Here is a 24,997-nt window from a genome sequence, read left to right on the forward strand (position 1 = left end):
AACTTAATTATCCAATAATGTTTTTATAAAGTTGGTGTATCTATCTCCATAAAGTGTCCATTCTAATTTATTGAATGCTGTTTGAGCTGCTTGTTTTTGCATATATTCAAGTTTATTTTTATCATAAAAGAGCGCTTCTATATGAAATTTAATAATATCTGAATCCCTAATTGGAATTATAAAACCTGAAAGTTGATCTTCAATAACATCTTCACCACCAGTATTTTTGCTTGCAATTACTGGTAACCCACAAGCTAACATCTGTGGTATGACTCTTGATAATCCTTCTTCAATTGAAGGTTGTATTCCTACATCACATTTAGAGATGTAAGAAGGGAGAAGGTTATGTTCAATAAATCCAAAGTGAATCCAGTTTTTTTTCTTATGTTTTTCAAAAATAGGTCTCAATTCATCGGATAATCCACCAATGAACCATACTTCGAAATCATCATCTGGAATATTTAATTTATTTAGTGCTTCGAACATATAAATAAGTCCTTTTCGAACTCCCATATGTCCTAAGTATAAAATGCGAAATTTATCGTCAAATTTTTTAGCAATATTTATATTATTAAAAAGGTTACTTACTCCATATGGGTTGTAAAAAAGTTTATTTTCGGGTACTCCATAATCAATAAATGAATTCTTTACAAATAACGAAGGTACCGATATAAAATCGGCTTCTTGATATTCTTGAAGCTCTTTCTCGATAACTCTTACATTAATTTTGTAATCTATACCGAGTTGTTTTTTATATTCTTGATTTAAGATTTTATTTTGGTATAAAATATGAGATGAACCACGCTCTAAAATTACTGTTTTTTTTTGTTTTTTTATTTTTTTTATTGTATGCAACGACATGCCACTCCAACCAATAAAAATTTGAAAGTTTTTGTTGGTTTTGCTTAGGACTTGAGAAACATACATATCAAATAGTTCATTAAATTCATATTCAAACTTCGGTGCTAATTTAAGCCCAATGGCAATAGGTAGAAGTGTTTTTATCTTTTCTACAGGAATATTTTCATTATCTTTACGATGATGAAATGAACTAAAAACTCGATTTTTTTGTGAATGAAAACTAGTATAAAGAGATGTTAAAAGTTCATTCTTTGCTAACTGTTCAGCTAAATCATATGAATGAAATTTCGTAGTGCATGACACAATAACCATAGTAGTTAAGATACGTTAATTTTTAAATGTGTAAGTACTAGTTTACATAAGTCTTCATTCCCAGTTTTAAGTTTTCTAACTTTCTTCATACCTGCCTCTCTAATTTTTTCTCTAAGTACTGAATCTTTAATTAGGGTGTGATAAATTTGACTACATTCATCTATGTCTTTCCAGAAAACTGCTTCTTCCATTTCCTTGTACATTGATAGGTGGTCACTTGTCCGTTCGGCACACAAGAGGCCACCCGCATATGGAACTTCTAATGAACGTTGCGTGTGGTTATCCCGGTTTCCTTTGGATAATAAGCCAAGTACTAATTTTGCACCTTGAATTGCAGCAACATAATCCCTACCCTGTAATGCACCCCCACGAAAATAAGGCGTCAACTCTCTCCAATATGGCGATTTTGGCCATCGGTCTCCCCAAACACTTACATTGACGCCCTTTTTAGCAAGGTCTAAAATAAATCGATCGCGCCCTTCATCTTTAATCCAAGTGCCAATAAACGCGATGTCAGATTTGAATTTTTGAGGTATATCAGAGTAGTTTTCAAAAGGTGCATGGGCTACTTCGTCATAGGAACGCCATACTTGAATAACGTTTTTTAGTCCTTTTTTCTTTACCAAGTCTTCGTAGGTACTATCTCTAACAACTACACAAACATCATACTCAGGCAGTGCTTTTAAAAGTAATTTAAATCTATTGCTATCACGCCTTCCTGTGGGGTCATCGTTGTTATACAATACTACTGGAACTTTAAGTGATTTTAGAATAGTTAGTGCTTTTGGACCTATTAACTCACCACTATCAACCCATACTAAGTTAATTGATGGAAGCTTTGTTAATTGTAATTTCAACCAATTCTCAATGTTTTTTTGAAAAAATAAATATCCTGTGTAATAGTGAATACGCCCCCACAATGGATTTGAAAATACAGACTGAAAAACATTAAAGGGGTCTATAGGAATTACATTCGCACCTATTCTTTCTAAAGCTTGAGATCTATGAAACGAGGTCATAGCTGGTCTTAGATCTCCAATGTATAAAATGTTCATTTACTTATATATTTTCTAAAACTAAAACTAGCTCCAAATGTATTGGGTAAAAGTTCACCATCATCAAAAGATAAAGCCATCTTTAGAACTATATCTTTATGTTTTTGTGGCTGGTTTTGAAATTCTAGTAAACTTGAAAATTGGTTGACGTTTTTTTCATAACTGCCATCATTCCTAAGGTTAAAATAATGACGACTAGGAGAAACTCTAAATAAAATTGTATTTTTCTTTCCAAAAGATACTTGACTACTTACATGTAGTGCGGTGACACTATTGCTATTAATTTTCATATACCCCCCTTCTTCATAACTTCCTCTGAGATTAACCCATTCGGGACGGGTATCATTTCGATATGTAATAAATGGTGTTCCAATAATATGATTTCGATATGTCCAGCCGTCCATATATTGAGAGTTATTGAAATAGTCGTTTCCATGATAGGTATTTATTATTGAGTTATAAAATAAACCCTGATCTAAGGTAGTAAGGTATTCAATAATAAAGTTCGTTACAGCCAATTTTGAAGTTTTGGGCGATTTGTTTCTCCAACTGATTCCGTAAAGCCCATCCGGAAAATTACCAAAAACTCCAGGCATATTTTCGATTGGATGTTGATAATAGGCTAACCACGTACTTCTTAAATTTTGATATTCAAATAAAGCCTCTAGAGTCCCTAAATGATTCCCAACTCGATTTTCAGTATCAAAGGAGGACAATCCAGTAGATTGGGGAAATTTTTGAGCTGAAATGACATATAAAAAATCTTTAAGTGAATGAGGTAAGTCCCCATTTGGTGCAACTCTGCCACTCCCTATCAAAATAGCGCTATTGCCGCCCCATTGCGCAAAATGAGATATGCCAGTATAGAGATGTATTGAAGAACGAGGTTTGCCAAACTTCAAATAAAAACTTTTCTGATGCAAATAATAATTTTGAGCCCATGTTTCATGGCCAAACCATCCGTGACCTATTTGTGCATGAATTGATAAAAAACCATTTGTAAAATGGAGAGGTAAAAAACCATTTGTACTTAATTGAATTTTAGGAATTGGGAGGGCATTCCCTGAGTAAATATAGAACCCAGAACTCATAGAACTATCGCCAAGACCAATAATTTCTCTAAAACGACCTACCCGAAATACTAGACCTTTGTATTCCGCATCGATGTGTAAGTTAGGGATATAAATTGATGAATTTTTGTTTTGAACAACACTTGTACTTATTTGCCCAATCCATCTTATCTTACCATTTCGTATCCAATTCGCTTCAAGATTAACAAAACCCAAAGGAGAATCTGAGGGAACAGTTCCGTTTTTGTTGACACGCAGCCAGAATGGTGTTTGTGTTTGGGGTGTAATAATTCCCCCCATCTCTACAAATGCGCTGGCGGAATGCTTTTTCGTAGTGTCATTGTGAAACAATGCCTTTGAAAAACCGATATTTGCTAGTGAGCAAGTAAATAATAAAAGATATATATAGCGAAACATGTAAACAAAATTAAGGACAATAAAGTCGCTAACCAAAAATAGGGACGAATATTTACATAACTTTGCCGTGTTAAAGCTTAGCAATTGGTAGCTGATGTAGGTATGTAAAGTTCCAATGCTGAGTAAATAAAATTATTAAAAACAGTTAGAAATGATACGTTTTTTGGTGGGAATATTACAACATCCCCTAGGTGGAATTGAAGGTATTATGCGCTTTGTGCGCTGGCAAGTTGGGCAGGTGCTGGTACCATATCCAGTTATCTACAACTTTACAGAGCACTCCAAGGTATTATTGAAAAAGTCTATGACAGGTATGACTTATAATTACTATTGTAAGCTACAGGAGTTTAATGACATGCTTTTTGTTCTACATTTTTTAAGAGAAAACGATTTGTTTGTTGATATTGGTGCAAATGTGGGGAGTTACACACTTTTGGCATCTAAGGAGGTTGGAGCAAGAAGTGTTTCTTATGAGCCAATTGAAAGTACTTGGCAGATACTGGAATTTAATGTAAAACTAAATAAAATTGAGCATCTTGCCACAATCAAAAAAATCTGTGTAGGCTCAACAGTTGGTCACGTCAAGTTTACTAAGAATCTTGACACGATGAATCATGTATCAATAAATGAAAATGAGGAAAATACTGTTGAAGTTCCTATTGATACCCTTGATAACCAGCTAGAAAATGAGAACCCAATATTAATAAAAATTGATACAGAAGGGTATGAAAAAGAGGTACTTAAAGGAGCTCAGTCTACTCTTAAAAAAAGCACACTACAAGCCATAATTGTAGAGATAAATGGGTCTGATAAAAAGTATAATTCATCTAGCAATGAGGTAGTTGAGCATTTGAGGAAAGCGGGATTTAGACCAGTAGCATATAGTCCAATCGAACGAAAACTAACTCTAGTAGAAAATCTTACTACAAATGGGAACACTATTTTTATCAAAAATATAGAATTGATTCAAGAAAGAGTTCGTACAGCGAATGTGTTTTCTGTTGGAGAAAGACGTTTCTAGGTTGAAAAGTTGTGGCTATCTTAGGTTGTTTAACAAATTTTGAGCACTCTCTTCTATACTATATTTTTGAATTAGGTTAGTTCCCCACTCTAAGTTGTGATTAAACTCTGAAAGTATTTCTAAACACTGAGCTAGCTGTTCGTCTTGACTCTCGTTGAAAATTTGAACCCTTGGCCAATCGCTAAAATTAGCACAACAACCAACGGCATTAGAAATAGCTATGCTACATCCTGCTTGTATAGCTTCATTGACAACTAAGCCCCAAGTTTCCCCCATCCTTTTTGAGGGAAGAACTAAAATGTCCATCAAAAGGTAATGACTGCCAATTTGTGATTGATTAACAAATCCTGCAAACGTTGTGTTTATGCCCCAATCCTCGTATGCTTTTTTAGCTTCATTTTCTAATTGAGCACTCAGTGGTCCATTACCGACAAAATATAAATGAAGCCGTTCACGAATATGGGGACTAATATGCTTTAATGATTTATAAATCAACAAAGGGTCTTTCTTTTCAATAAACTTTCCTGAGAAACCTATTACAATTTGAGTATTTAATAAATGATGTTCAGCACGACCCTGTGCTCGTATTTGTTCTTTTTCTAAAGTTGTAAATTGCGAATATCGATTGACTGTACAATATAAGGCAGGTGATAATAATTTAGACGATACTCCATGAGACAAATAATGTTCCTTATTCAGGTTGCCTATATAAAAAAAACGGTTGATACCTTTATATGCAATTGTGTAGGCTAAATATCTGAGATACGATTTGGTTTTGGTTCTGGTAAAAGCATAGTCTTGTGTTTCTGTGCGTAGCCAAATTGGAATACCCTTTAGAAGAGCATAAATTAAAGCCGCCCATTCATAGCGATAGTTAAGACCAGTTAGTAAAATAGCATCAGGCGATATTTCGTCAATAATACCCTTGACGCCTTTCTCAGTTAAAGAGCCCCAGCCATTTAGAGGATTACCTTTTTCACTATTTAAAATAGTATAAGGATACCCATCTAATAATGGCTCATCCCAAGAGAAAGTTAATCCAAAGTCTTTGTCTTCATGTCCTTTGACTGAGCAATCCGAAGCATAAGCAACATGAATACTACCAGGTGCAAGTTGGTGCATTTTTCTCCAAAGTGGAGCCCTGTACTGTACAGGGTGGGTATCAAAAATGAGTAATTTTTGGTTGACTTTCGAAAACATTTTGTAATCAGTAAGGGAGCAAAATAAATTTTTTACTTCATTATGGAAGATAAAAGCAAACAAAAGGTAAAGACGAAGGTATAGCATGTTTATAATATCTCCAAAAGGGCACTAATGATAGAAGTAAAGAGGGTAATTAAAATGCAACCGATGAATAGAACAAAGGGAATGATTGTATTCCTAGCTAAGTATATATATTTGTACAAGGAAACATATGTTTAAACAAACCAATTATCTCTGACGACAGATGAAAAAGAATAAAAGTTATCTTTGGCGTAAAATCACATTGTGTTTTTTGATGTTGGCTACCACGGTGCAAGGCCAAGGTATTCAGTTTTTTAATGGTTCATATCAAGGAGCTGTGGAAGCAGCAAGGAGAGCTAATAAAATATTGTTTGTTGAGGTTTACCTAAATGGGTGTCCTCATTGTGCAGCTCTGGCTCCAATCCTTGAAGAAAAAAAAGTTGGTGACTTTTTTAATTACCAGTTTGTAAACTTTAAACTGGAAGCAAACTCAGAAGACTCAAAAATCCTACAACAGCAAAAAGGGTTGACATACGTTGAGTTTCCGTTGTTCTTTTTCTTCGATCCAAGAACAGGACAGTTAGTACATATGGCATTCCCAGGAGAAAGACCCAATAAAAATGAGGCTATCGAAGAAGTACTGAAACATGGAAAAAATGCTTTAGACACAACAGAGAGAACGTTAGCCTACAGTAGCAGGTTTTCAAAAGGAGATAGAGGTTTGGCGTTTTTAATTAACTACGCAAAGTATGTCAAGAGCATGAAAGATATGGATCGTTTGGGGACGATTAACACCGAGATTGCTAAAGTAATGACTAAACCATCTGATTTAGAGAGTAAATTGGGATTTTATGTTCTTCAACGTTTGATAGAAGACTACAAAAACCCAATGGCAGTTTACTTTTTTAACAATATTAATAAATACAAGGCAAAGTACCCCGCGAAAGAGGTTAATGATACTGGAGAGCTAATATTGTATTATACATTATATGGTAAGCGTGCTGCTCAGATGGATGTTAGCGAAATTGTTAAAATACGTCAAAATATGGTTAAACTGGGAGTAGCCCCTGCTGTTGCGAGTACCCGTACAATATTAAAGGAAATAGAGGCGTATTTTCGAGTAAAGCAGACAGATAAAGCTACTGCTCGTTTGAACGAACACAAAAAAATGTCCTCTATGGGATTAGCTGACTATGCTTACTTAGTAAAGTATTTTAATGAACATGCGACTGATAACACGTATGTATCGTCGTTAGTTACATGGGTAGATGCAGGCGTTAAAGCGGCAAAACCAGAAGAGAAAAAGTCGCAGCAAGTGGCAGATTTATACTTACAGCGCTCCAAGGCTTTCCAGCGAATTGGGAAAAAAATAGAGGCAAAAAAGGATGCTCAAATGGCACTTTCTGTTGCCCAGGCGGCCAAGCTTGATACTAAGCCTTTCGTCGATGAACTAACGAAACTGAGCCGTTAGAAACTTCCTATGTCGTGTTGTAAGTTGATTTTGTTAAAAAAAACTTAAAAAAATAGAATGTAAGTTTTTTTGTTTTGGTGAGACTTCTCGTATTTTTGTGAGTCTTATGTATGAAAGGTGAAGTTAAATCCAAATAGGGTTACTGCCTGAATTTACTGAACCTTAAACTATGTTGCATTTATTTAAAACAATACGACCAAGAAACAAAGGAACCCCTAACTGAACTTACTGACATGTAAGCTCTTGCCAGTGGGAGTGCTCGGTAAGGCTCTAATTAAACATTATCATCCCTCCCCATTGGATGTTAATAGAAAAATTCACAAAGTGCTTTTTGTGGGGAAAAGCAATAAACAAATCCAAATGAAACCAATCAAAACTTTACTTTCGTTTTGTGTTGTGCTGATGGTGGCGATGGGTGCATGGGGGCAAGTTACAAGTATTACTGCTCCTGCAATACCCGCTGGACAGCAATGCGTTGGCGCCACCATCGTACCTCCAAGTAGCCCAACAATAGTTGCTAGTGGATGTGCTGGTGAAGCTGTCTTCTTGCAACTATTTGAAGCAGACGGTACCGAGCTTGCAGTAGGATCCGCTGGGAGTGTCCCAGGAGGAGCTGCTGGTTCGGTTGTTATCCCAGCCGCTGCCTTAGGCAAAACCGTCTATTATCGCTATGTTACCAAAGGAACAACTGCAGGTTGTGCTTTTAATGGTACAGCCACTCCTTTGAACAACAACACTGTTGTTGCAACTCCTACGAAGCCAACGATTGTGGCTCCGATTCCGTCGATTTGTCACTTGGAAACACAAAAGACCTTGGCAGAATTTGGAGCTCCAAATGTGTATGCAAATTGTACGTCAGGAACATTGACTGTTGCTTACATCACAGGAACTTCTCCTTGGAATACAGCAGGAGACTATACCATTGGCTATAAGTGCGTTTCTGGAGTATGTGAGTCTCCAATCGAAACTACAACGTTTACGGTTAAAAATCCGTTGAATGCTCCAATTTTTGTTAAGAATATTCCTAGCATTTGTCCAGGGGAAGACCAGTTGACTGTTGAAGAAGTTGAAGCAGGCGGATTTGCGTCATGCGCAGCTGATCCTGGTTCTGTATTGAAAGTAATCAGTGGCCCACTTAGCAACACTACTTCAGGTGCAGTACAATTTATCTGCGAAAGAGATGGTTGCAAATCAGGTGTGTATAGCCATTCATATACGATCTATTCAGCGACAGCTGCACCAACAGGTGTGACTATCAATGGAGGTTCATCTGTGACTGCATGTGCATCTGCAATACCAGCTTCGTTAGTTTTTGGTGGAGATTGTGCGGGTAACAATTACAAGATTTGGAATGTTACGACCAATACATTGGTATCAGCAGCATACACAAGTGGTTCAATAAGTCCTATACCAACATCTGGTACTACTGTATATCGTGTAACGTGTACAGACGCTACTTGCGAAAGTACAGGTGTAGAAGTAACTTACACAGTAAGCCCAGCGATTGCGAAACCAGAACTTGCTGCTGCAATTCCATCCATTTGTCATTTGGAAACACAATTGACAGAAGCACAATTAGAAGCGCCAGGTGTTTATGCAAGTTGCGCCCCAGGTACAACACTTAACTTGGTAAGTGTATCAGGAACAGCTCCATGGAACACAGCAGGAACCTACACTGCGATGTGGCGTTGTGAAACGAGTGCTACTTGTTACTCGGAACTGACTCAAACAACGTTTACGGTTAAAAATCCGTTGAATGCTCCAATTTTTGTTAAAAACATTCCTAGTATTTGTCCAGGAAAAGACCAGTTGACTGTTGAGCAAGTAGAGGCTGGTGGATTTGCGTCATGCGCAGCTGATCCAGGTTCTGTATTGAAAGTGATCAATGGCCCGCTTAGCAACACTACTTCAGGTGCAGTACAATTTATCTGCGAAAGAGATGGTTGTAAATCAGCTGTATATAGTCACTCATATACGATTTATTCAGCAACGGCAGCGCCAACAGGTGTATCTATCACAGGTAGCCGCGCGGGAGCAACAGGCAATGGAACAACAGCGGTTACCGTGTGTTCTTCGCCTGCTACAGCAGCAACACTCGCTTTCGCAGGTGATTGTGCAGGTAATAACTTCAAGATTTGGAATGTTACAGATAATGTATTGGTAACAGCGTCTTATTCTGGACCAATTACAGCTCCTACAAAAACTACTGAGTACAAAGTAAGTTGTACAGATGCTACTTGTGAAAGCACAGGTGTAACAGTAACTTACACAGTAAGCCCAGCTATTGCGAAACCAGTACTTGCCGCTGCTATTCCATCTATCTGTCATTTGGAAACACAAAAGACGGAAGCAGAATTGGAAGCTCCAGGTGTTTACGCAAGTTGTGAGCCTGGTTTTACACTTAATTTAGTAAGTGTATCAGGAACAGCTCCATGGAACACAGCAGGAACATACACTGCCATGTGGCGTTGTGAATCAAGTGCTGATTGTTACTCAGAATTGACGCAAACAACGTTCATTGTTAAAAACCCGTTAAGTTTGCCAATTTTTGTTAAGAACATTCCTAGCATTTGTCCAGGCGAGAAGCAGTTAACTGTTGAAGAAGTTGAAGCAGGTGGGTTTGCATCATGCGCAGCTGATCCAGGTGCTGTTTTGAAAGTGATTAATGGACCACTTAGCAACACTACTTCAGGTTCGGTACAATTTATCTGTGAAAGAGATGGTTGCAAATCAGGTGTATATAGCCATTCATATACAATCTACTCAGCGACAGCAGCACCAACAGGTGTGAATATTAATGGAGGTTCATCTGTTACTGCATGTGCATCTTCATTGCCAGCTTCGCTTACTTTTGGTGGAGACTGCGCTGGTAACAATTACAAGATTTGGAATGTTACAGATAATGTATTAGTAACAGCGTCTTATTCTGGACCGATTCCAGTACCTTCTAAAACGACCGTATATCGTGTGACGTGTACAGATGCTACTTGCGAAAGCACAGGAGTAGAAGTAACGTTTACATTGGGTTCTGGTGTTGCCAAACCAACACTTGTGAAAGCTATTCCTTCAATTTGCCATTTGGGTACTCAGTTGACTGAGGCGCAATTGGAAGCAGCAGGTGTTTATGCAAGTTGCGAAGCTGGTGCAACTCTTAATTTAGTAAGTGTATCAGGAACAGCTCCTTGGAACACCGCGGGAACATACACTGCAATGTGGCGTTGTGAAGTAAGTGCTACTTGCTACTCAGAATTGACGCAAACAACATTTATTGTAAATTCACCGATGGCTACGCCTACGCTTTCAGCTTCGGCAACAACAATTTGTGCTGGTGAAACTGTTACATTTACAGTTGGTCATACTTGCCCATCAACAGCTACTTTGGAGCTTTATAAGAACGATACTATCTTAGTTGCTTCTAAGGCTGCGGGTACGTCACCTGCAACGATTGGATATGCAGCTACTACAGGTACATATAAAGTGAAGTGTATGTTCGATAAGTGCTATAGTGCGGCAAGTTCAGGTGTTACTGTTACAGCAAATGCTTTGCCTGCAGCTCCTACATTTACGGGTGCTACTCCATTGCAACCAAGTGCAGTTTGTGCAAATACTAGTGTAGGTGGTGTATTATTAAATACATTAACTTGTGCAGTAAATACACAGGTACTTGTATGGTATGATAAAGATAATCTTGTTGTACCTCAGCCAAATACTCAACCAGCTGCTACAACAACTTGGACTGTCTCGTGCCGTAACACAGTAGGTAATACGTGTGAAGGCCCTCGTACTACGGTAGTTTTCACAGTTAATCCTCAAGGTAGTACTCCAACTGGAGTATCTTTGACTGCAGAAGGTACTACGGTTAATGTCGGCCAAGATAAAGTTATTTGTAGCACAACTGGTGCCGCAATTACCTTTACTGGTTGCCCATCGGGTGAAACTATGCTTGTAAGTGTAGATGGAAATGTTTATTCTGCAACTATACCATCAGTGGTTACAGATGGTATTAAACACAACTATCGCGTTCGTTGCCAAGCTGGTTCAGGCGCTTCAGCTTGTGATGGACCTGAGTCAGGTGTTATGAGTTTAACAGCATATCCAGTATTGACTACAGCTCCAACTGCAAATGTTGTTCCTGCTGTTGTATGTAGTGCATCTGCTCCAGTTGCATTCGGTGGAAGCTCAAGCTGTGGTGCTTTGGCAACTGTATGGTTCGATGCAACGACAAATACTCAGTTGCTTTCATTGCCATCAATGACTCCAACTACTCCTGGTACATATTCTTACTATGCTAAGTGTGTGAATGGTGGTGGATGTATGAGCCCAGCGAGTGCGACTACGTCGTTGACAGTGGTTGGTAATTCAATGGCTCCAACGATCACTTCAATAGGTGGAACAGAAGTATGTACTGGTGTAAACGTAACACTTACTACTAACTGCCCAGCAGGCTCTGTTGTTAAGTGGAGTACAGGTGATACTGGTAATGCGTTGCCATTGGTATCGGCTGTGCCACAAGTACGTGCCGTAACTGCGAAGTGTGCAATCACTGTAGGAAGTACAACTTGTGAGTCTCCAGTAAGTGCTACTACTACAGTAGTTTGGAAAACATTCGATATTACAATTATCAATATCGGTTCTCCACTTTCAGGGGTTAAGCCTGGCTCAAACGTACCAAAATCTGCTTGGGCAGCTAACTTTGTAACTGTTGATGCAGGTCCATCATTGCAAAGCAGCTCACAAGGTAATCCTTCAGTATTCTTCACTGAGAATCCTAACAAAGGAGCGGATCGTTTCTGGACTGTACACGTTGAGTCATGTGCTTTGGGAACAACAGGTGCTATTTCTTACGATATGTTAGTGACACCAGAAGCTGGTGTACCATACTCGTACAACACTGTTGAAAACAATGCACCATACTTGATGTATGCTAACCGTGATGGTTTCACAGAATTGTATGCGCACAACCACGGAGCGTATGGCTTTACAAGTGAGCCTAAGTACACTCAAGGCTTGCCAAAAGGTTTGTACAAATTGAGCATCCGTTACTGGAGCGAAAAAGGTATGGGGCTTTACCCAGCCGTACGTACAGCTCAAGGTACACAATTGGCATACCAAGAGTACTGGTTCCGTATCCAATCACAAAATGGTATCGGTTCAGGTGCAGCTCGTGAGGGCGTAACTGAAAATACTGAAGCTCCATTCGTGACAATGGGTCAAAACCCAGTAACTCGTACGTTGTCATTGACAATCAACGGTGCTAAAGGTCAAGATGTGAAGTTGAACTTGGTTGACGCCTCTGGCCGTTCTATCAAAGTTTCTTCAGTAACTCCTGAAACTAACACTCACCGTGAAGAAATCGACATGACTAGCCAAAATACTGGTATGTACTTCATCCAAGTTAGCACTCCTTCTAAGCGTGCATCTTTGAAAGTATTGAAAGTATCTCAAGACTAATCGTCGAGACGATTCATACGAACGAAAGCCCCGCAACTTGCGGGGCTTTCTGTTTTTAGTACTTGTAAACTATCCGAAACCCCACTACCTTTGTAGGGGCGTTTTTAGTGAAACGCCAGTTAATAAACCTATTGAAATTCATGCGTTTTAGAAAGTATTGTTGGGTATCCCTTCTGTTTTTAATATGTCATTTCGCGTATTCACAAGCATTGCCAGCTGCGGACGAAGTGACCGATGCACAATTAGAAGAATTTATCAAAGTGGCCCAAAGCAAGGGCTTATCACAAGCTGAACTAGAAGCAGGGGCATTGGCAAGAGGCTATAGTGAAGCGGATATTGCAAAAATTCGGGCTAGAATTAACACCCTAAAAGTAAAAACGGAAAGTTCTACTCCTACGAATGTGAATAATACCGTTCGTCAGCAACAGGGGCAGGTTTCAGAAAAAACACCAACTCCCGTAGGCAATGACCAAGAAGTTGGGAAAAAGAAGGATGTATTTGGGGCGCAACTATTCTCTAATAAGTCGTTGTCGTTTGAGCCAAATTTGCGATTACCAACTCCTAAAGATTATATTTTAGGTCCAGATGATGAACTTCGAATAGACATCACTGGATATGCATATCAGCATTACGATGCAAGGGTCTCGCCTGAAGGGACGATTAAAATAGAAAGCTTGAGTCCTTTGTCTGTGAATGGTTTGTCAATAGAACAAGCAAAGAGTAAAATTATTGAACGTTTAAAAATCCTCTACGCAGGACTTAGAAATGGAACGTTGAATGTAGATGTGACTTTGGGAAATGTGAGAAGTATAAAAGTAACTGTCATTGGTGAGGCCACTAATCCTGGAACATTCACGGTTTCTTCATTAGCGACGGCGTTCCACGCACTTTATTTATGCAGCGGCCCTAATGGGAATGGCTCAATGCGGGAAATACAAGTACTTAGGAGCAACAAGGTCATTCAAAAGATTGATTTATACGAGTTTTTGATGAAAGGTACACTATCAGAGAATATCAATTTGAGAGATCAGGACGTCATTTTGATACCGATAGCAGCTAAAAAGGCAGAGATTGAAGGGGAAGTAAAAAGAAGTGGGACGTTTGAGTTGAAGACCAATGAGAATTTTGGGGAGCTATTACGTTATGCTGGAGGTTATACCGAGCAATCGTACCAAGCGTCGGTGAATGTATATCGTAACACGCCCAAAGAAAGACAATTGATAACATTTGACCCAATCGCTCAAAGCCAATTTAGCCTTCAAAATGGAGATAAATTGGTGGTTGGGACGATTTTAAACCGCTTTGAAAATAAAGTAGAAGTCGTCGGTGCTGTTTTTCGTCCAGGGGAATTTGCTTTAAGTGATGAAATCAAGACGGTAAAACAACTGATTAAAAAAGCGGAAGGATTGCGGGAAGACGCCTTCCGTAACAGGGCGGTATTGAAAAGAAAACGTGAAAATTTGGACCCTGAATTGATTCAAATTAATTTGGATCAATTGTTTAAAAATGAAGGGGAGGATATTCTACTCAAACGAGAAGATGTGTTGGTCATCAAGTCGATTTCGGAAACTCGTCAAGTACAAACTGTAGGAATTCAAGGTGCCGTAAATAGTGGAGGTGTGTTTGATTTTGCAGAGAAAATGACCTTGCAAGATTTGATATTGCTGGCGGGAGGTTTTACGGATGGAGCTACTGGAAAAGGGATTGAGTTGTCGCGTCGTTTGTATAATGATGAAACCAAAAGTGAAACAGTGGAAGTAACTAAATATGATATTTCTAAGGAGTTAAGCGAAGTTTCTACCATTGTGCTAAAGCCCTATGATGAGGTAATCGTGCGGAGTTTACCTAATTATTTACCTCAACAATTGGTGAGTATAAAGGGACAAGTGCTTTATCCAAGCACCTATGTAATTGCAAACCGTGAAGAACGAATTAGCAATCTAATTGAACGTGCTGGAGGCTTTCGCGAAGAAGCCTATCTACCAGGCATTCAATTCACAAGAAATGGTCGCTTAATTGCAATGGATATTACCCAAATTTTGAAGAACCCAAAGCACTCTAATAACCTTTTGCTGTTGCCAGGGGATGAGCTTATAGTTCCTAAAATACCAGAAACTGTCACAATCAATGGTCAGGTATTTAACCCAAATGTGGTGGCATTTAACCCTAAGTTTAGCTTTAAAAGTTACATTACCCAAGCAGGAGGATTTACAGATAGTGCTCACACAGCGAAAGTATACGCGGTTTATTCTAATGGGTTGACTTCTCGCACTAAGAAATTTCTGGGAATGAAATTTTATCCAAAGGTGGAACGTGGAATGCAGGTGTATGTACCTACGCGTCCCAAGAAAAATCGTCTAAATTCAGCAGAACGGCTATCCTTATTTACAGGTTTAACGTCGGCAACTGTCTTGATTATCACTTTAATTAGAACACTAAACTAGTACTTGATTGATGAAAGAAGAGGGTTATTTAGATGAACATGAGCCAAAAGCCTTTATAAATTTGGGAAAGCTATGGGCTGTTATTTGGAAAGAAAAATGGATTATAATGTTATTGGGGCTTTTAGCTACCTTTTGTGGAGGGTACTATGCATTTTCGATTCAAGAGGAGTTTGAATCTCAAGGCAAAATTCTTCCTGAAATACCACCATCAGCTTCAGGTTCGCTAGGAAGTCTTGCAGGAGCTTTAGGCCTGAGTGGGATTGATTTAAAAAATGCTACAGAAGCAATTCGCCCAGATTTATACCCAGAAGTGCTTAAAAGTACGACCTTTTATTTGGACTTGATGAAACAACCCGTGGTAACTCGAACAAATCAAAAATTGACATTCGAGGAGTTCTATCACCGAGTAGTGGAAGAAAATGAGGAAATAGATACGACTTTATTAAAAAAGTTCAATGTAGAGGCCAAAGGATTTTATGTATTGAATCGCATAAACGAGAATCGTATCAAAGATTTGAGGAAGCGAATATTTAGTACGTATGATCGTAAAGCAGGGGTAATAAGTATCAGCGTCAAGTTACCTGATCCTGTAGTTGCGGCAACCGTAGCTAAATTTTCAATGGACTATTTGACAGAGTATGTAATTAATTACCGTACTCAAAAAAATAGGAGAGAGGTGGACTTCTTGGCAGAACGTTTGGAAATAGCAAGGGGTAAGTACTATTCAAATCAAGCAAAAAAAGCACAGTATAGTGACCAATTTCAGGCCAACACCATCAGGTTACAAGCTGCCGATGTTAGGCGAGAGCGAATTCAGGCAGAATACAATACGTCATCCAACTTTTATAATTCATTGTTGACAAAATACGAAGAGGCGAAAATTAAGCTTCATCAAGAAACTCCAGTTATTAAAGTACTGGAACCGCCTACAGCACCAACGCGTAAATCTGAGCCCCGTAGAAGCGTAATTGTAGCGATATCAGGCTTGATAGGTGGTTTTTTTGGGGTATTAATAGCATTAATCCGAAAGAAAAACTACAAGCAAGTATTCAATTGAAAATAAAAGTAAGTTACCAAACGGGGTATTTTCATCAAAATGAAAGTACCCCGTTTACTTTTTCCAACCAAATCGCCCGCCCTGTACAACTCCAGTGGGTGTCACTTAGGCTGTAAACGGTGGTTGGTTGCTGAGAATACGGAGTCCAAACATCAATAAAGGGAGTTTGAAGAAGAGAATCACGTTGCACGCGCTCAGTGAGGTGGTTGTAAGGTCCCAAGGTGGGTGAGACAATGCTTGTCTTATTGGGAATAATAGAAAGATATACTTCATCAAAACCAAGCGATTTGTAATACTCTCGGGTCTTATTAACTTGTTGAATGAGCGTTTTTAGCTCAGTATCAGGTAAAAGCTTGAAAGAAGATGTAATACGGCTAGAGTCGGTGTCCCAAACAAAAAGTAATTGCGTTTTATCAGAAGAAAGGGCTACTTGGTCGTTGTGCCTCCCAAACCACTGTAGGTTTAAGTAGGCTTTCCATTCTTTCAAAGTCAGAAAAAAATCGCCAGAAAAAAGAAAGCTAGTCAAAGATTCTTCGCTTTCCTTTAAGGTTTCTTCAAAACTCTGATATACTCCCGCCACCCAATTTTCAAATGAAAATCCGCTTACTTTTGGTTGTTTGGGGCCAAAGGTAAAATTACGTACTTCGGTCGCGAAGTGCTCTCGAAAATGCCGTTCTACCGTTTGTAGAACCAGAATATTTCGCCGTGAAGTATCAAGTTGAATTGTTTCGGTTTCGTTCCAGTGGATACGGGTGTAAGCTCCAACGTTGAAATCTTGCTGTCCAACGCGCTGGTGTTCCGTAAAACTATCGCCAATGATGTATAAAGCAGTTGAATCAGTTGGGGAGTCGAAGCGTGGTGTGTTGCTACAAGGTAGCTGTTTTTCTTTGAATTGGGGTAAATTGGACAAACGATACAAATCCCCATAACGGTAAGAATCTTTCGTTAAACCCCATTCAAAAGCCGTTTTACGAAACGTAGGGACGCATCCGACTACCCAAAGCAGTGCCCCAACAAATAGGAGTAGATATTTTAAAAAAATCTTCATGAATTCGGTAACTATCGTAGTTTGAGCGACCAAACTTGTATTTTCTTGTTCGCGAAGCCGTAAATTAATAGCTTGTTGTAACCTTCGACAAGGTTAATGCGAACCGGGTACTCACTTGGGAAAGGTTTGTCGCCAATCTGATACCCTTTGAGGTCATAAAGGGTGGTGTAATTCCCTGACTTTACACTCAAAAACTTTACTTCAGAACCGAGATAATGGTATTGAACTTGGTTTTTGGCGGCTATAAGCCCCTTTGCTGAAAAGAGTTCGTTCCCTTTTTTATCCAACACGGCAAATTGTGTTTCTGATTCACGGAAAAGTAGCCAGTCACGATTGTTAGGGGCTGCTTTGGCACGGAAAAACGAAGTTGGGTCGGTGCGGAAAAGCTGACGTCGATCGATGGTCTTTCCTGTAAGTGTATTTTCAATAAATTCGCCATATTTGGTTACACCGATGAGCTGTGTTGAATTGTTTTCAGGCAGAAAAACACCAAAAAATGGTCCTGATAAATTGGTTTTAAAGTCGATTTTGTAGGGCTCTGGAATGACGCCCGACTCGTTGATGAGGCCAATCTGCCCCGTGCTTTGAGTGAATAAAAAATGACGTTTGCTTTGGTATTCGACTTCCTGAATGGGAAGTAGCAAATCAGCAAAAGGGCGAGACGTGTTGAGCAAAATCGGAGGCTGTGTAGGGCTATTCCACAGATATAAAAACCCGTAGGTATCAATAACCAAAAAACGAAAACTACCCTCAATTCCACTTTCAAGTTGTTGGAGGCTTCTAATTTTTCGTCCCAATGGTAGCCGAATCGAAGGAATGGTCATGTACCGCTGTTGGTCGTCTTCGTCAACTACATTGAGGCTTTTTTCGGTAGCAAAAACGTATTGAAGGCGGCCTACACTCAAAAAATCAACCGAATAAATATCGCTTACGATGGGGGCATCTAGTTTTGCAATTTTCCGTTTTTTCTCTTCGGCAAGTGGGTTCAGTAATTCGTTGCTTGCAGTTGCGATGATTACCTTTTCCATTCCATTGGGATAATTACGGACGGTAAAAATCCCCCCCGAAGGAGCTTCTGGGATTTCAAGTTCTTGCTGTAGGAATACTTTATTCAAAATTTTAGCACTAGATGCCTTACTAAGACGCCCAAAAGTAAGGGAAGAATAAGCCCGTGATTTTTTGTAAGCACTTTGAAAAACAAGCTGGTCAAAGGGCAATTGTTCGGTAATGTCATAATTGAGGGCTTTAAAAAGATAATTCATAAAGCCACTACCCATGTATTCTTTGCTTTTACGCGGATTGATGACAAAAGTAAAGTTGGAAGCCCGAAAGGTTTTGTCAAAAAAAGCATTATAAACAGCCGAATTTGCCCAAGTACGTTGGTATTCGAGGTCAATGAGGTAGTCCTTGAGTACTTGTGAATCGTTGGCATAGACGACAAAGTTTTTGTGAAAAGCCACATAACATTTTGGGAAACCTTTAAAAAGCCCTCCGAATAGTACCGCAGGAAGTTCATTCCAATCGATTCTATATACTTTTCCTCCTTGAAAAGGCTCGATGGGCAACCCTTTATTTTTGTTTAAAAGAATAGCTAAACGCCGAATAAATGGCTCTAAAGAGGCACTAGGACTTATTTGTTGCAGAATTACTTGGCCTTTGGTGAGGACGTTGTTGGGCTCTAGTTGACAAAGAATAAGCTCTTTGTGAGAAAAACGATAAAATGAGTCAATGCGGCTGGCACTAATCAATGATTGGAGTGCGGACCGAGATTGGTTGATAGAATCTGCAGAAAGGCTTTGAAGTTGTCCCCGTAACTTTCGTGTAAACAGACCTGCATCATCAAACCCAAGGCGGTACATGATGGCCGTATTGTTGGGGATAAAAAAGGTATTTTTAAACGGGCTCGCTTTTTGGTCGTTGAGAGCATCAAGGTAGCCTTCTACTTTTATTTTTTTTCCTTTTGAGGTGAGGGTCGTGTTTTTACTTGAAAAGATGGGGTCGAGGTGTAGGCTCTCAATACTAGGTAGAAAAGAAAGAAAATAGAGCAGACCAGCATCCGATTTAGTGGAGACGTCGCGCCGCAAAACATCAGAGAGGAGCGTGTTGTCAAGAAAAATACTTAATTCACTGGCATCGTCTTTAATCGTTTCAAAGCGGCTTGGTCGGGTGGTGCGTAATGGACTTGTTGCGTAGCGAATCCAATCTTCGAGCACGTCGCCAGAAATACAGGATACGATAAAGTTATTAAAACGCGTATAGGCAAAAATTGGGTCAGATGTTGGAGTTGTAACGTCGTAGATTTTTTGACCACTGTGTAAGTGGGACGTAACCCGCACTTTGGAAGATGTGGGGGTTTCCAGCCAATTGTAAGACTGGAAAGCATCCAGAGGGAGAAAAACCAAATAGACAAATCGACCGCTTGATGTTTTTTGAAGAACGTAGGTGATTCCGCGGTTTTTGAGCAATTTATCGGCTTTGGTGCTATCGTCGCTCAAAAGGCGAAAGTGGTCGATTTGATTGGCTGCAAGGTTAAGAAGAGGTACTTCGCGCATTTCGATGCCACCTTTCTGGACTTTAAAGGTAGTGTCTTGAATTCGTTGGCTTTGCAGGACTAAAAATGCGTTTTCGGGTAAAAGTTTCCAGACGGTTGCCGAATACATTTGCCAACGCTGAAAACCCCACCAGCCTGCTAATAAAATCACCAATGAAATGGCAACTATGATGCCTCTTCTATTCATGGAAGTTTACGGTACTGTACCATCTTTCATCCGAGTGCTATTATCGACGATTTCAGCACCCGAATGACACAGATTCGACACGGTTTGATATTTTAGGAATCCCCAATTCTTTCAAACGGGAAACAAAAAAACTTTAAACAGCGTAACGCTGATAAACAGCAAACTTCAAAACCCCAAATAGCAAACAACTCAAGAAGCTTTGATAGCTCGTACTTTGCTGTTGAGGTCCAAACGGAAGTTCAACAACTCCTTAAAGCTTTGAATACAAACTTTGATTAGTTTCCAACGCAAGATAGAAACTGTTCCAGTCAAACGCTCTTTGTGAGTAATTGGTATATCAAATGTTTTTTCTCCCGCTTTTTTAGCCATTACTGCCAAGAAAATGTTAGGCGCAAATGGTTCTGGATTGGGGAGTTGGGCTAAAAGTTTTTTTAGATAACTTCCTTTGATAAGACGGAATGGAATATTGGCATCGTTGATGAAAGTTCCGTAAGCAAAGAAAATCGTGTATTTTAAAATACGGGTAATGACCAAACGAGCAGGGGCGTCGAAGCGAACTTGGCGATAGCCCATGATAAAATTAGATTCGTTGCGTTTTGCCCACAGTTTAGTTACATCTTCTGTGACAAATTGGTCGTCGCTGTCGGTTTGGAATACCCATTCAGAATTAAGTTCAACTGCCTTACGGTAACCGTTTACTGCCGCATTGCCGTGCCCGCCGTTGGGTTGGTGTACAACGTAAAGGTTGTCAATGGCTGGAGCGATACGGTCAAGAATTTGCTTTGTACCATCTTTTGAGCCATCATTGATAACAATGAGTTTGGTCTCTTTGCCTGGGAAGGTATTTTTGAGGAAGGAAGTCCACATAGTTACTACCTGCTCAATACACTCTTCTTCATTATAAGCAGGCATCACAATTGAGAAATAAAGGCTCATTATTGCTTGGGGGATTTGTATGTTAAGACGCACAAGGGTGCGAACGGAACGATTCTATGGTTAAAAATTTCCCAAAACTACTCAAAAAAAGGCGATTGGCCTATCTTTCCTCGTTAAGGATTTATTTTATGGTAGGTTCTGTTAAGGAGCGTATTTGTCTTTGAGGTTGTTGATAGGTTTTTCAATAAGAAACCACGAAACGGAGGCAACGATGGTAGTGAGTACAAAGAGTATGACAAACTGAACAAAGTGCATGTTTCCGAAGTCGGGGAAGGTACGGCTTAGTTTGTTAAATAACCGAACCGTAGGATGAAAGTCGGGTGAATGGTAATGATTATACACAAAATTATGATATACATAAAGTCCGTAGCTAATCTTCCCAAGGTAATTGCTGACAGGGTGCTCTAAAAACCATTTAAACCACCCTTTGTACCCAATAATGCCACCTCCAATTAGAAATGTAAAGAAAATGGAGGCAAAAAATCGCTCCCAAATGGCAATGTATAGGTTTTGGTCTTGGGTTACACCTGCCAAGGTTTGTTGGCGTGATAACACAAAAATGCCCGCAAGTGCCAAAAAGCTGATTCCTAAATACCAGCGATTGCTGAATGTTTTTTGAAAAAATGGGCGGTGATAGAGCTGGGCGTAGGCCATTAGTGCTCCCACTCCAAAGGCATCCAAAGCCGTTGGCATAGTTACGTAAGAAACGTACCAAGGCTCATTTGTTTGCCAAAAGTAAGCTCGTAAAAGAACACTAAAGACAATGAGAATACTAAAAAATGAAACCACGTAGCGACGGGGAATGAAGAAAATAAGCAGCGGGAAAAAGATGTAAAACTGTTCTTCTACGGCCAATGACCAAAAATGGTCAGTAACGCCTAACCACGTTTTTTTGAGAACAATGTAAATGTTAGAAGCATACAAAAATTGCCAGCCTTCTTTCCCACGAACGGAGGGGTCGTGGAGCAACCAAAGGACAATCAGCGACAGGTAATAGATGGGGAAAATCCGAATGGTTCGACGGATGTAAAATTTCTTTAAATATGCACCCAAACCGCCTTCTGTGCCGTACGTTTTATCTTTGCTACTGAGCAAAATCCGAGCGATGAGAAAACCGCTCAAAACAAAAAAGAGGTTTACGCCTAATTTCCCAAACGGGAGCGAGTGAGGTTCGGGCATCCAGTGGTCCCACAAAACGAGGGCAACTGCTATAAAACGCAATCCGTCGAGTTGGACGAGGTAGTTATCTTGATGTTTTACCAATTTGTCTTAATGTTTTGTTGTTGAGCTGGTTGGAACGTCGCGACACTGCATTTTGCATCTTCAAAATAAAGCTTTCCTTGTCGGTCAAAATGCAACCAACGTACTTTATACGTACCAGGTTTTATATCTGACGATGGGGGAGGTACAATGGCTTTTGAGCCTTTGATGAAGTAGCGTTTGTAATTAAAGATATTTCTAAATGAATGTTTACGGGCTTGCCAAGTCGGAAATACATACTGATGTTGGGCATTGGAAAGTACGATATAGAGGCCGCCATCGCGAAGGTCGTAGAGACGATATTCGGGTTGAATCAATTCAAAAGAATTATTTTTGACCAAACACGCCTGACCCGTAAACACCGAATCTTTGGGAATGGAAATATTCTCCAAAAACAACGAAGGAGCTCGATAAATAGCACTAGAGGTGATGCCATCATTACGCCAGTTGAAACAGCTGGTGACGTTGTATTTTCGTAATTGAATCGTGTCGTACAGGTGGTAATGCTGATTGCAAGCAAAAAGATAAGCCGCCCCAACAACAAATGTCATCGTCATCACTTCGCGGAAGCGAGGGTGTGCCAAGCGCGTTAGATAAGCGACATTAAAGCTTAGTAGTAAGGCAGAATATAATTTATATCGACTGGTAAGCATGATTTCTGCCCCAAGTCCAGCCCGTGAATACACTACAATAAGTGCCGTTCCCAAAGCAAAAAGAACACCGCCCACGTAAAAATAGTCAAAAGAGTCGAGCTCAAAATTCCGTTTCCAGTAGCTGCGTAAAATATAAAGCAACATACTAAAACTTACAAAAATCGTAAGTGCACCAAACCAGACAGGCATTTGGGTGGGAAAGTTGCCAAAGGGTAAACTTTCGGTCAATGAACCACAAAAAAGCAAGTAGCCACGAATAAATTCTTTGATACTCCCTGTTGCGCTTAGGTCGGTAGGAGGGCGTTGGTAGTCCCAAAAATAAAGCAAAATACAAAAGGTGCTGAAAGCCAGCCAAATGAGTGATATTTTCCAGCGTTTTTGGAGCAAAAGAATACCTAAAGCAAGTGGCATCACAAACAGGCCATTTCCGCTGGTAAAGAGACCCATAAAAGCCGTGGGAAGCGCCCACCACCAGTAGGCATCGGCACGGCTGAGTTTCCAAAAGGTAAGCATGGCCCACGCAACAACCCAAATATTTTGTACCGCTGCCATTCCCCAAAACGCATTTTCCCAAAACGCCAACGAAAACCAAAACGTAGCAATGGGAAGGGCATACCAAACCGCGCCTTGAAGGGGTTTGAAAAAGCGCGTAAGCAACCACCAAATTAAGAGTAAGGCGAGGTTGCCAAAAAACATCAAATGTTCATAATTGATGTGTCCGAAGATTTTATAATCAATGACCGTAACAAGGCGAGTCAATGCAATACGGTGCTCGTTGTGCTGGCGATAGAGTTCGTAAAGTTTGCCCCCAACACTTTCGGCTTTTTCAAAATTAAGTACCGTCGCTTTGAGCGCATGGTCGTCCCATTTGGGAATATTGATGGCATAACGATGCCAAAGCTGATAGTAAGCAAATATCAGCGCCATTGTAACCACTAAAGAAGCGATGGCTCGTTTGTTCATAAAACCCGTTTAGCGACTTAATGAGTGACTAAAGGAGTGAAGCGTGCGAACAATGTTGGCAGAATCCAAACCCGATTGTGCCTGATGGTAACTTTGGCTGCCATAGAGTCCGTCGGGGTATCCTTGGGCTGAGAGTGATTTAAAATTACGTGGATGTACGCCAGCTTCCAACAATTTTACTGAAAGCTGCTGCGCAAGCCCACCAATGCTTACGTGTTCCTCAACGACCAAAATGGTATCGACTTGACGTAATTCTTCGATGGTAGAGGGAGAAAGCTCAAGAGGAAGTGTAAGCGCTGTATAAATGTTACACTCATCGGCTAACTCAGTTTGCGGGAGTGCCTTCAGGACATTGGAAACAATCGGACCTAACGCAACGATTGCCGTAGTAGATTGGGTACTTTGGTGGATTTTTTTTAGGGAACCTGACAGCACAGAACCTTCAGGCGTAAGGCCACCTACGCCAAGCCGTAAATAGGCGGGACGTTTTTCTTCTAATATTGTCGTCAATGAAAATTCAACTTCATCGCTAAAAGCAGGAATCCACGTTTTTACATTTTGAAGACTACTCAAACAAGCCAAATCTTCGATGGCATGGTGAGTGCTTCCCATGATGCCGTAGCCGTAGCCACCGCCGTTACCTACCAGAAAAACGGGAAGGTTGTGCAGGCAAGCGTCGTTGCGGAATTGTTCCAAACAGCGATAGACCACGAAAGGAGCAATGCTGTAACAAAAAACTTTGTAGCCGCGATAGGCCATTCCTGCTGCTACTCCGACCATGTTTTGTTCGGCTACCCCCGCGTTGATGAAGCGTTTTCCTAGTTTTTCTTGGAGGTTTTCGAGGGCATTGTAGCCCAAATCACCTGTTATAAACACGACCGATTCATCGGCAAGGGCCAATTTTTCAATAGCGGCTGAAAATTCTTTACGCATGATGTATAGCTATTTTTCCCGTGAAAGAACACAGGAATCTCAGAAAACTTACCACAAAATAAGCGAAATTCGGAAGGTTACCC

The 24,997-nt window shown here is 40.0% G+C and carries 15 protein-coding genes; 5 read left to right on the forward strand and 10 right to left on the reverse strand.

Features of this window, described 5'->3' with window-relative positions; translation table 11 throughout:
* Nucleotides 1-3 precede the first annotated feature (3 nt).
* The 3 genes from DTQ70_RS00645 to DTQ70_RS00655 are packed head-to-tail and all read right to left on the reverse strand — an operon-like array spanning nt 4 to nt 3,715.
* Nucleotides 4-1,173 carry a glycosyltransferase family 4 protein gene (locus DTQ70_RS00645; protein WP_122929013.1) on the reverse strand — a complete coding sequence of 390 codons (1,170 nt, stop codon included), beginning with the start codon at nt 1,171-1,173 and terminating at the stop codon, nt 4-6.
* Nucleotides 1,174-1,178: 5 nt separating this feature from the next.
* On the reverse strand, nt 1,179-2,228 hold the full coding sequence (locus tag DTQ70_RS00650) for a glycosyltransferase (RefSeq protein ID WP_122929014.1): 1,050 nt from the start codon (nt 2,226-2,228) through the stop codon (nt 1,179-1,181).
* Nucleotides 2,225-3,715, reverse strand: a complete 1,491-nt coding sequence (locus DTQ70_RS00655) for a capsule assembly Wzi family protein (RefSeq protein ID WP_122929015.1) — start codon at nt 3,713-3,715, stop codon at nt 2,225-2,227. Before DTQ70_RS00655 ends, DTQ70_RS00650 begins: the two co-directional genes overlap by 4 nt.
* Nucleotides 3,716-3,866: 151 nt before the next feature.
* Between DTQ70_RS00655 and DTQ70_RS00660 the strand changes: the two genes are divergently transcribed.
* Nucleotides 3,867-4,736: an FkbM family methyltransferase gene (locus DTQ70_RS00660; protein WP_122929016.1), complete on the forward strand. Its 870-nt coding sequence runs from the start codon at nt 3,867-3,869 to the stop codon at nt 4,734-4,736.
* A 15-nt stretch (nt 4,737-4,751) separates the two neighbouring features.
* Here DTQ70_RS00660 and DTQ70_RS00665 read toward each other — a convergent pair whose 3' ends face one another.
* Nucleotides 4,752-6,023 (reverse strand): glycosyltransferase family 4 protein, encoded by a 1,272-nt coding sequence (locus DTQ70_RS00665; RefSeq protein ID WP_122929017.1) that lies wholly within the window; start codon nt 6,021-6,023, stop codon nt 4,752-4,754.
* A 160-nt stretch (nt 6,024-6,183) separates the two neighbouring features.
* Here DTQ70_RS00665 and DTQ70_RS00670 point away from each other — a divergent pair, with 160 nt between their 5' ends.
* From DTQ70_RS00670 to DTQ70_RS00685, 4 genes are all read left to right on the forward strand, one after another.
* Nucleotides 6,184-7,431 carry a thioredoxin family protein gene (locus DTQ70_RS00670; RefSeq protein ID WP_122929018.1) on the forward strand — a complete coding sequence of 416 codons (1,248 nt, stop codon included), beginning with the start codon at nt 6,184-6,186 and terminating at the stop codon, nt 7,429-7,431.
* A 360-nt stretch (nt 7,432-7,791) separates the two neighbouring features.
* Nucleotides 7,792-12,882: a T9SS type A sorting domain-containing protein gene (locus DTQ70_RS00675; protein ID WP_122929019.1), complete on the forward strand. Its 5,091-nt coding sequence runs from the start codon at nt 7,792-7,794 to the stop codon at nt 12,880-12,882.
* Nucleotides 12,883-13,022: 140 nt separating this feature from the next.
* The gene (locus DTQ70_RS00680; protein WP_122929020.1) at nt 13,023-15,326 is read left to right on the forward strand and encodes an SLBB domain-containing protein; all 2,304 of its coding nucleotides are present in this window, start codon (nt 13,023-13,025) and stop codon (nt 15,324-15,326) included.
* A 10-nt stretch (nt 15,327-15,336) separates the two neighbouring features.
* On the forward strand, nt 15,337-16,383 hold the full coding sequence (locus DTQ70_RS00685) for a Wzz/FepE/Etk N-terminal domain-containing protein (RefSeq protein ID WP_122929021.1): 1,047 nt from the start codon (nt 15,337-15,339) through the stop codon (nt 16,381-16,383).
* 34 nt (nt 16,384-16,417) lie between these two features.
* Here DTQ70_RS00685 and DTQ70_RS00690 read toward each other — a convergent pair whose 3' ends face one another.
* The 6 genes from DTQ70_RS00690 to DTQ70_RS00715 all read right to left on the reverse strand — a co-directional run bounded on the left by DTQ70_RS00690 (nt 16,418) and on the right by DTQ70_RS00715 (nt 24,914).
* Nucleotides 16,418-17,431, reverse strand: coding sequence for a hypothetical protein (locus DTQ70_RS00690; protein ID WP_122929022.1), 1,014 nt, complete (start codon nt 17,429-17,431; stop codon nt 16,418-16,420).
* An 11-nt stretch (nt 17,432-17,442) separates the two neighbouring features.
* Nucleotides 17,443-20,169 (reverse strand): hypothetical protein, encoded by a 2,727-nt coding sequence (locus DTQ70_RS00695; protein WP_164489790.1) that lies wholly within the window; start codon nt 20,167-20,169, stop codon nt 17,443-17,445.
* A 189-nt stretch (nt 20,170-20,358) separates the two neighbouring features.
* On the reverse strand, nt 20,359-21,105 hold the full coding sequence (locus tag DTQ70_RS00700; RefSeq protein WP_122929024.1) for a glycosyltransferase family 2 protein: 747 nt from the start codon (nt 21,103-21,105) through the stop codon (nt 20,359-20,361).
* A gap of 141 nt (nt 21,106-21,246) precedes the next feature.
* Nucleotides 21,247-22,368, reverse strand: a complete 1,122-nt coding sequence (locus DTQ70_RS00705) for an acyltransferase (RefSeq protein ID WP_122929025.1) — start codon at nt 22,366-22,368, stop codon at nt 21,247-21,249.
* Nucleotides 22,362-23,981, reverse strand: a complete 1,620-nt coding sequence (locus DTQ70_RS00710; protein ID WP_122929026.1) for a hypothetical protein — start codon at nt 23,979-23,981, stop codon at nt 22,362-22,364. The genes DTQ70_RS00705 and DTQ70_RS00710 overlap by 7 nt, the downstream gene beginning before the upstream one ends.
* 9 nt (nt 23,982-23,990) lie before the next feature.
* Nucleotides 23,991-24,914, reverse strand: coding sequence for a transketolase family protein (locus DTQ70_RS00715; protein WP_122929027.1), 924 nt, complete (start codon nt 24,912-24,914; stop codon nt 23,991-23,993).
* Nucleotides 24,915-24,997: the final 83 nt, after the last annotated feature.

The sequence above is a fragment of the Runella sp. SP2 genome (assembly GCF_003711225.1).
Taxonomy (GTDB): Bacteria; Bacteroidota; Bacteroidia; order Cytophagales; family Spirosomataceae; genus Runella.

Bases quoted from the DNA above. Each gene is read 5' to 3' on its own strand.
- DTQ70_RS00645 (WP_122929013.1), bottom strand. From the start codon at position 1,173: ATGGTTATTGTGTCATGCACTACGAAATTTCATTCATATGATTTAGCT.
- DTQ70_RS00710 (WP_122929026.1), bottom strand. From the start codon at position 23,981: ATGAACAAACGAGCCATCGCTTCTTTAGTGGTTACAATGGCGCTGATA.
- DTQ70_RS00680 (WP_122929020.1), top strand. From the start codon at position 13,023: ATGCGTTTTAGAAAGTATTGTTGGGTATCCCTTCTGTTTTTAATATGT.
- DTQ70_RS00675 (WP_122929019.1), top strand. From the start codon at position 7,792: ATGAAACCAATCAAAACTTTACTTTCGTTTTGTGTTGTGCTGATGGTG.
- DTQ70_RS00690 (WP_122929022.1), bottom strand. From the start codon at position 17,431: ATGAAGATTTTTTTAAAATATCTACTCCTATTTGTTGGGGCACTGCTT.
- DTQ70_RS00670 (WP_122929018.1), top strand. From the start codon at position 6,184: ATGAAAAAGAATAAAAGTTATCTTTGGCGTAAAATCACATTGTGTTTT.
- DTQ70_RS00650 (WP_122929014.1), bottom strand. From the start codon at position 2,228: ATGAACATTTTATACATTGGAGATCTAAGACCAGCTATGACCTCGTTT.
- DTQ70_RS00695 (WP_164489790.1), bottom strand. From the start codon at position 20,169: ATGAATAGAAGAGGCATCATAGTTGCCATTTCATTGGTGATTTTATTA.
- DTQ70_RS00660 (WP_122929016.1), top strand. From the start codon at position 3,867: ATGATACGTTTTTTGGTGGGAATATTACAACATCCCCTAGGTGGAATT.
- DTQ70_RS00655 (WP_122929015.1), bottom strand. From the start codon at position 3,715: ATGTTTCGCTATATATATCTTTTATTATTTACTTGCTCACTAGCAAAT.
- DTQ70_RS00685 (WP_122929021.1), top strand. From the start codon at position 15,337: ATGAAAGAAGAGGGTTATTTAGATGAACATGAGCCAAAAGCCTTTATA.
- DTQ70_RS00700 (WP_122929024.1), bottom strand. From the start codon at position 21,105: ATGAGCCTTTATTTCTCAATTGTGATGCCTGCTTATAATGAAGAAGAG.
- DTQ70_RS00665 (WP_122929017.1), bottom strand. From the start codon at position 6,023: ATGCTATACCTTCGTCTTTACCTTTTGTTTGCTTTTATCTTCCATAAT.
- DTQ70_RS00715 (WP_122929027.1), bottom strand. From the start codon at position 24,914: ATGCGTAAAGAATTTTCAGCCGCTATTGAAAAATTGGCCCTTGCCGAT.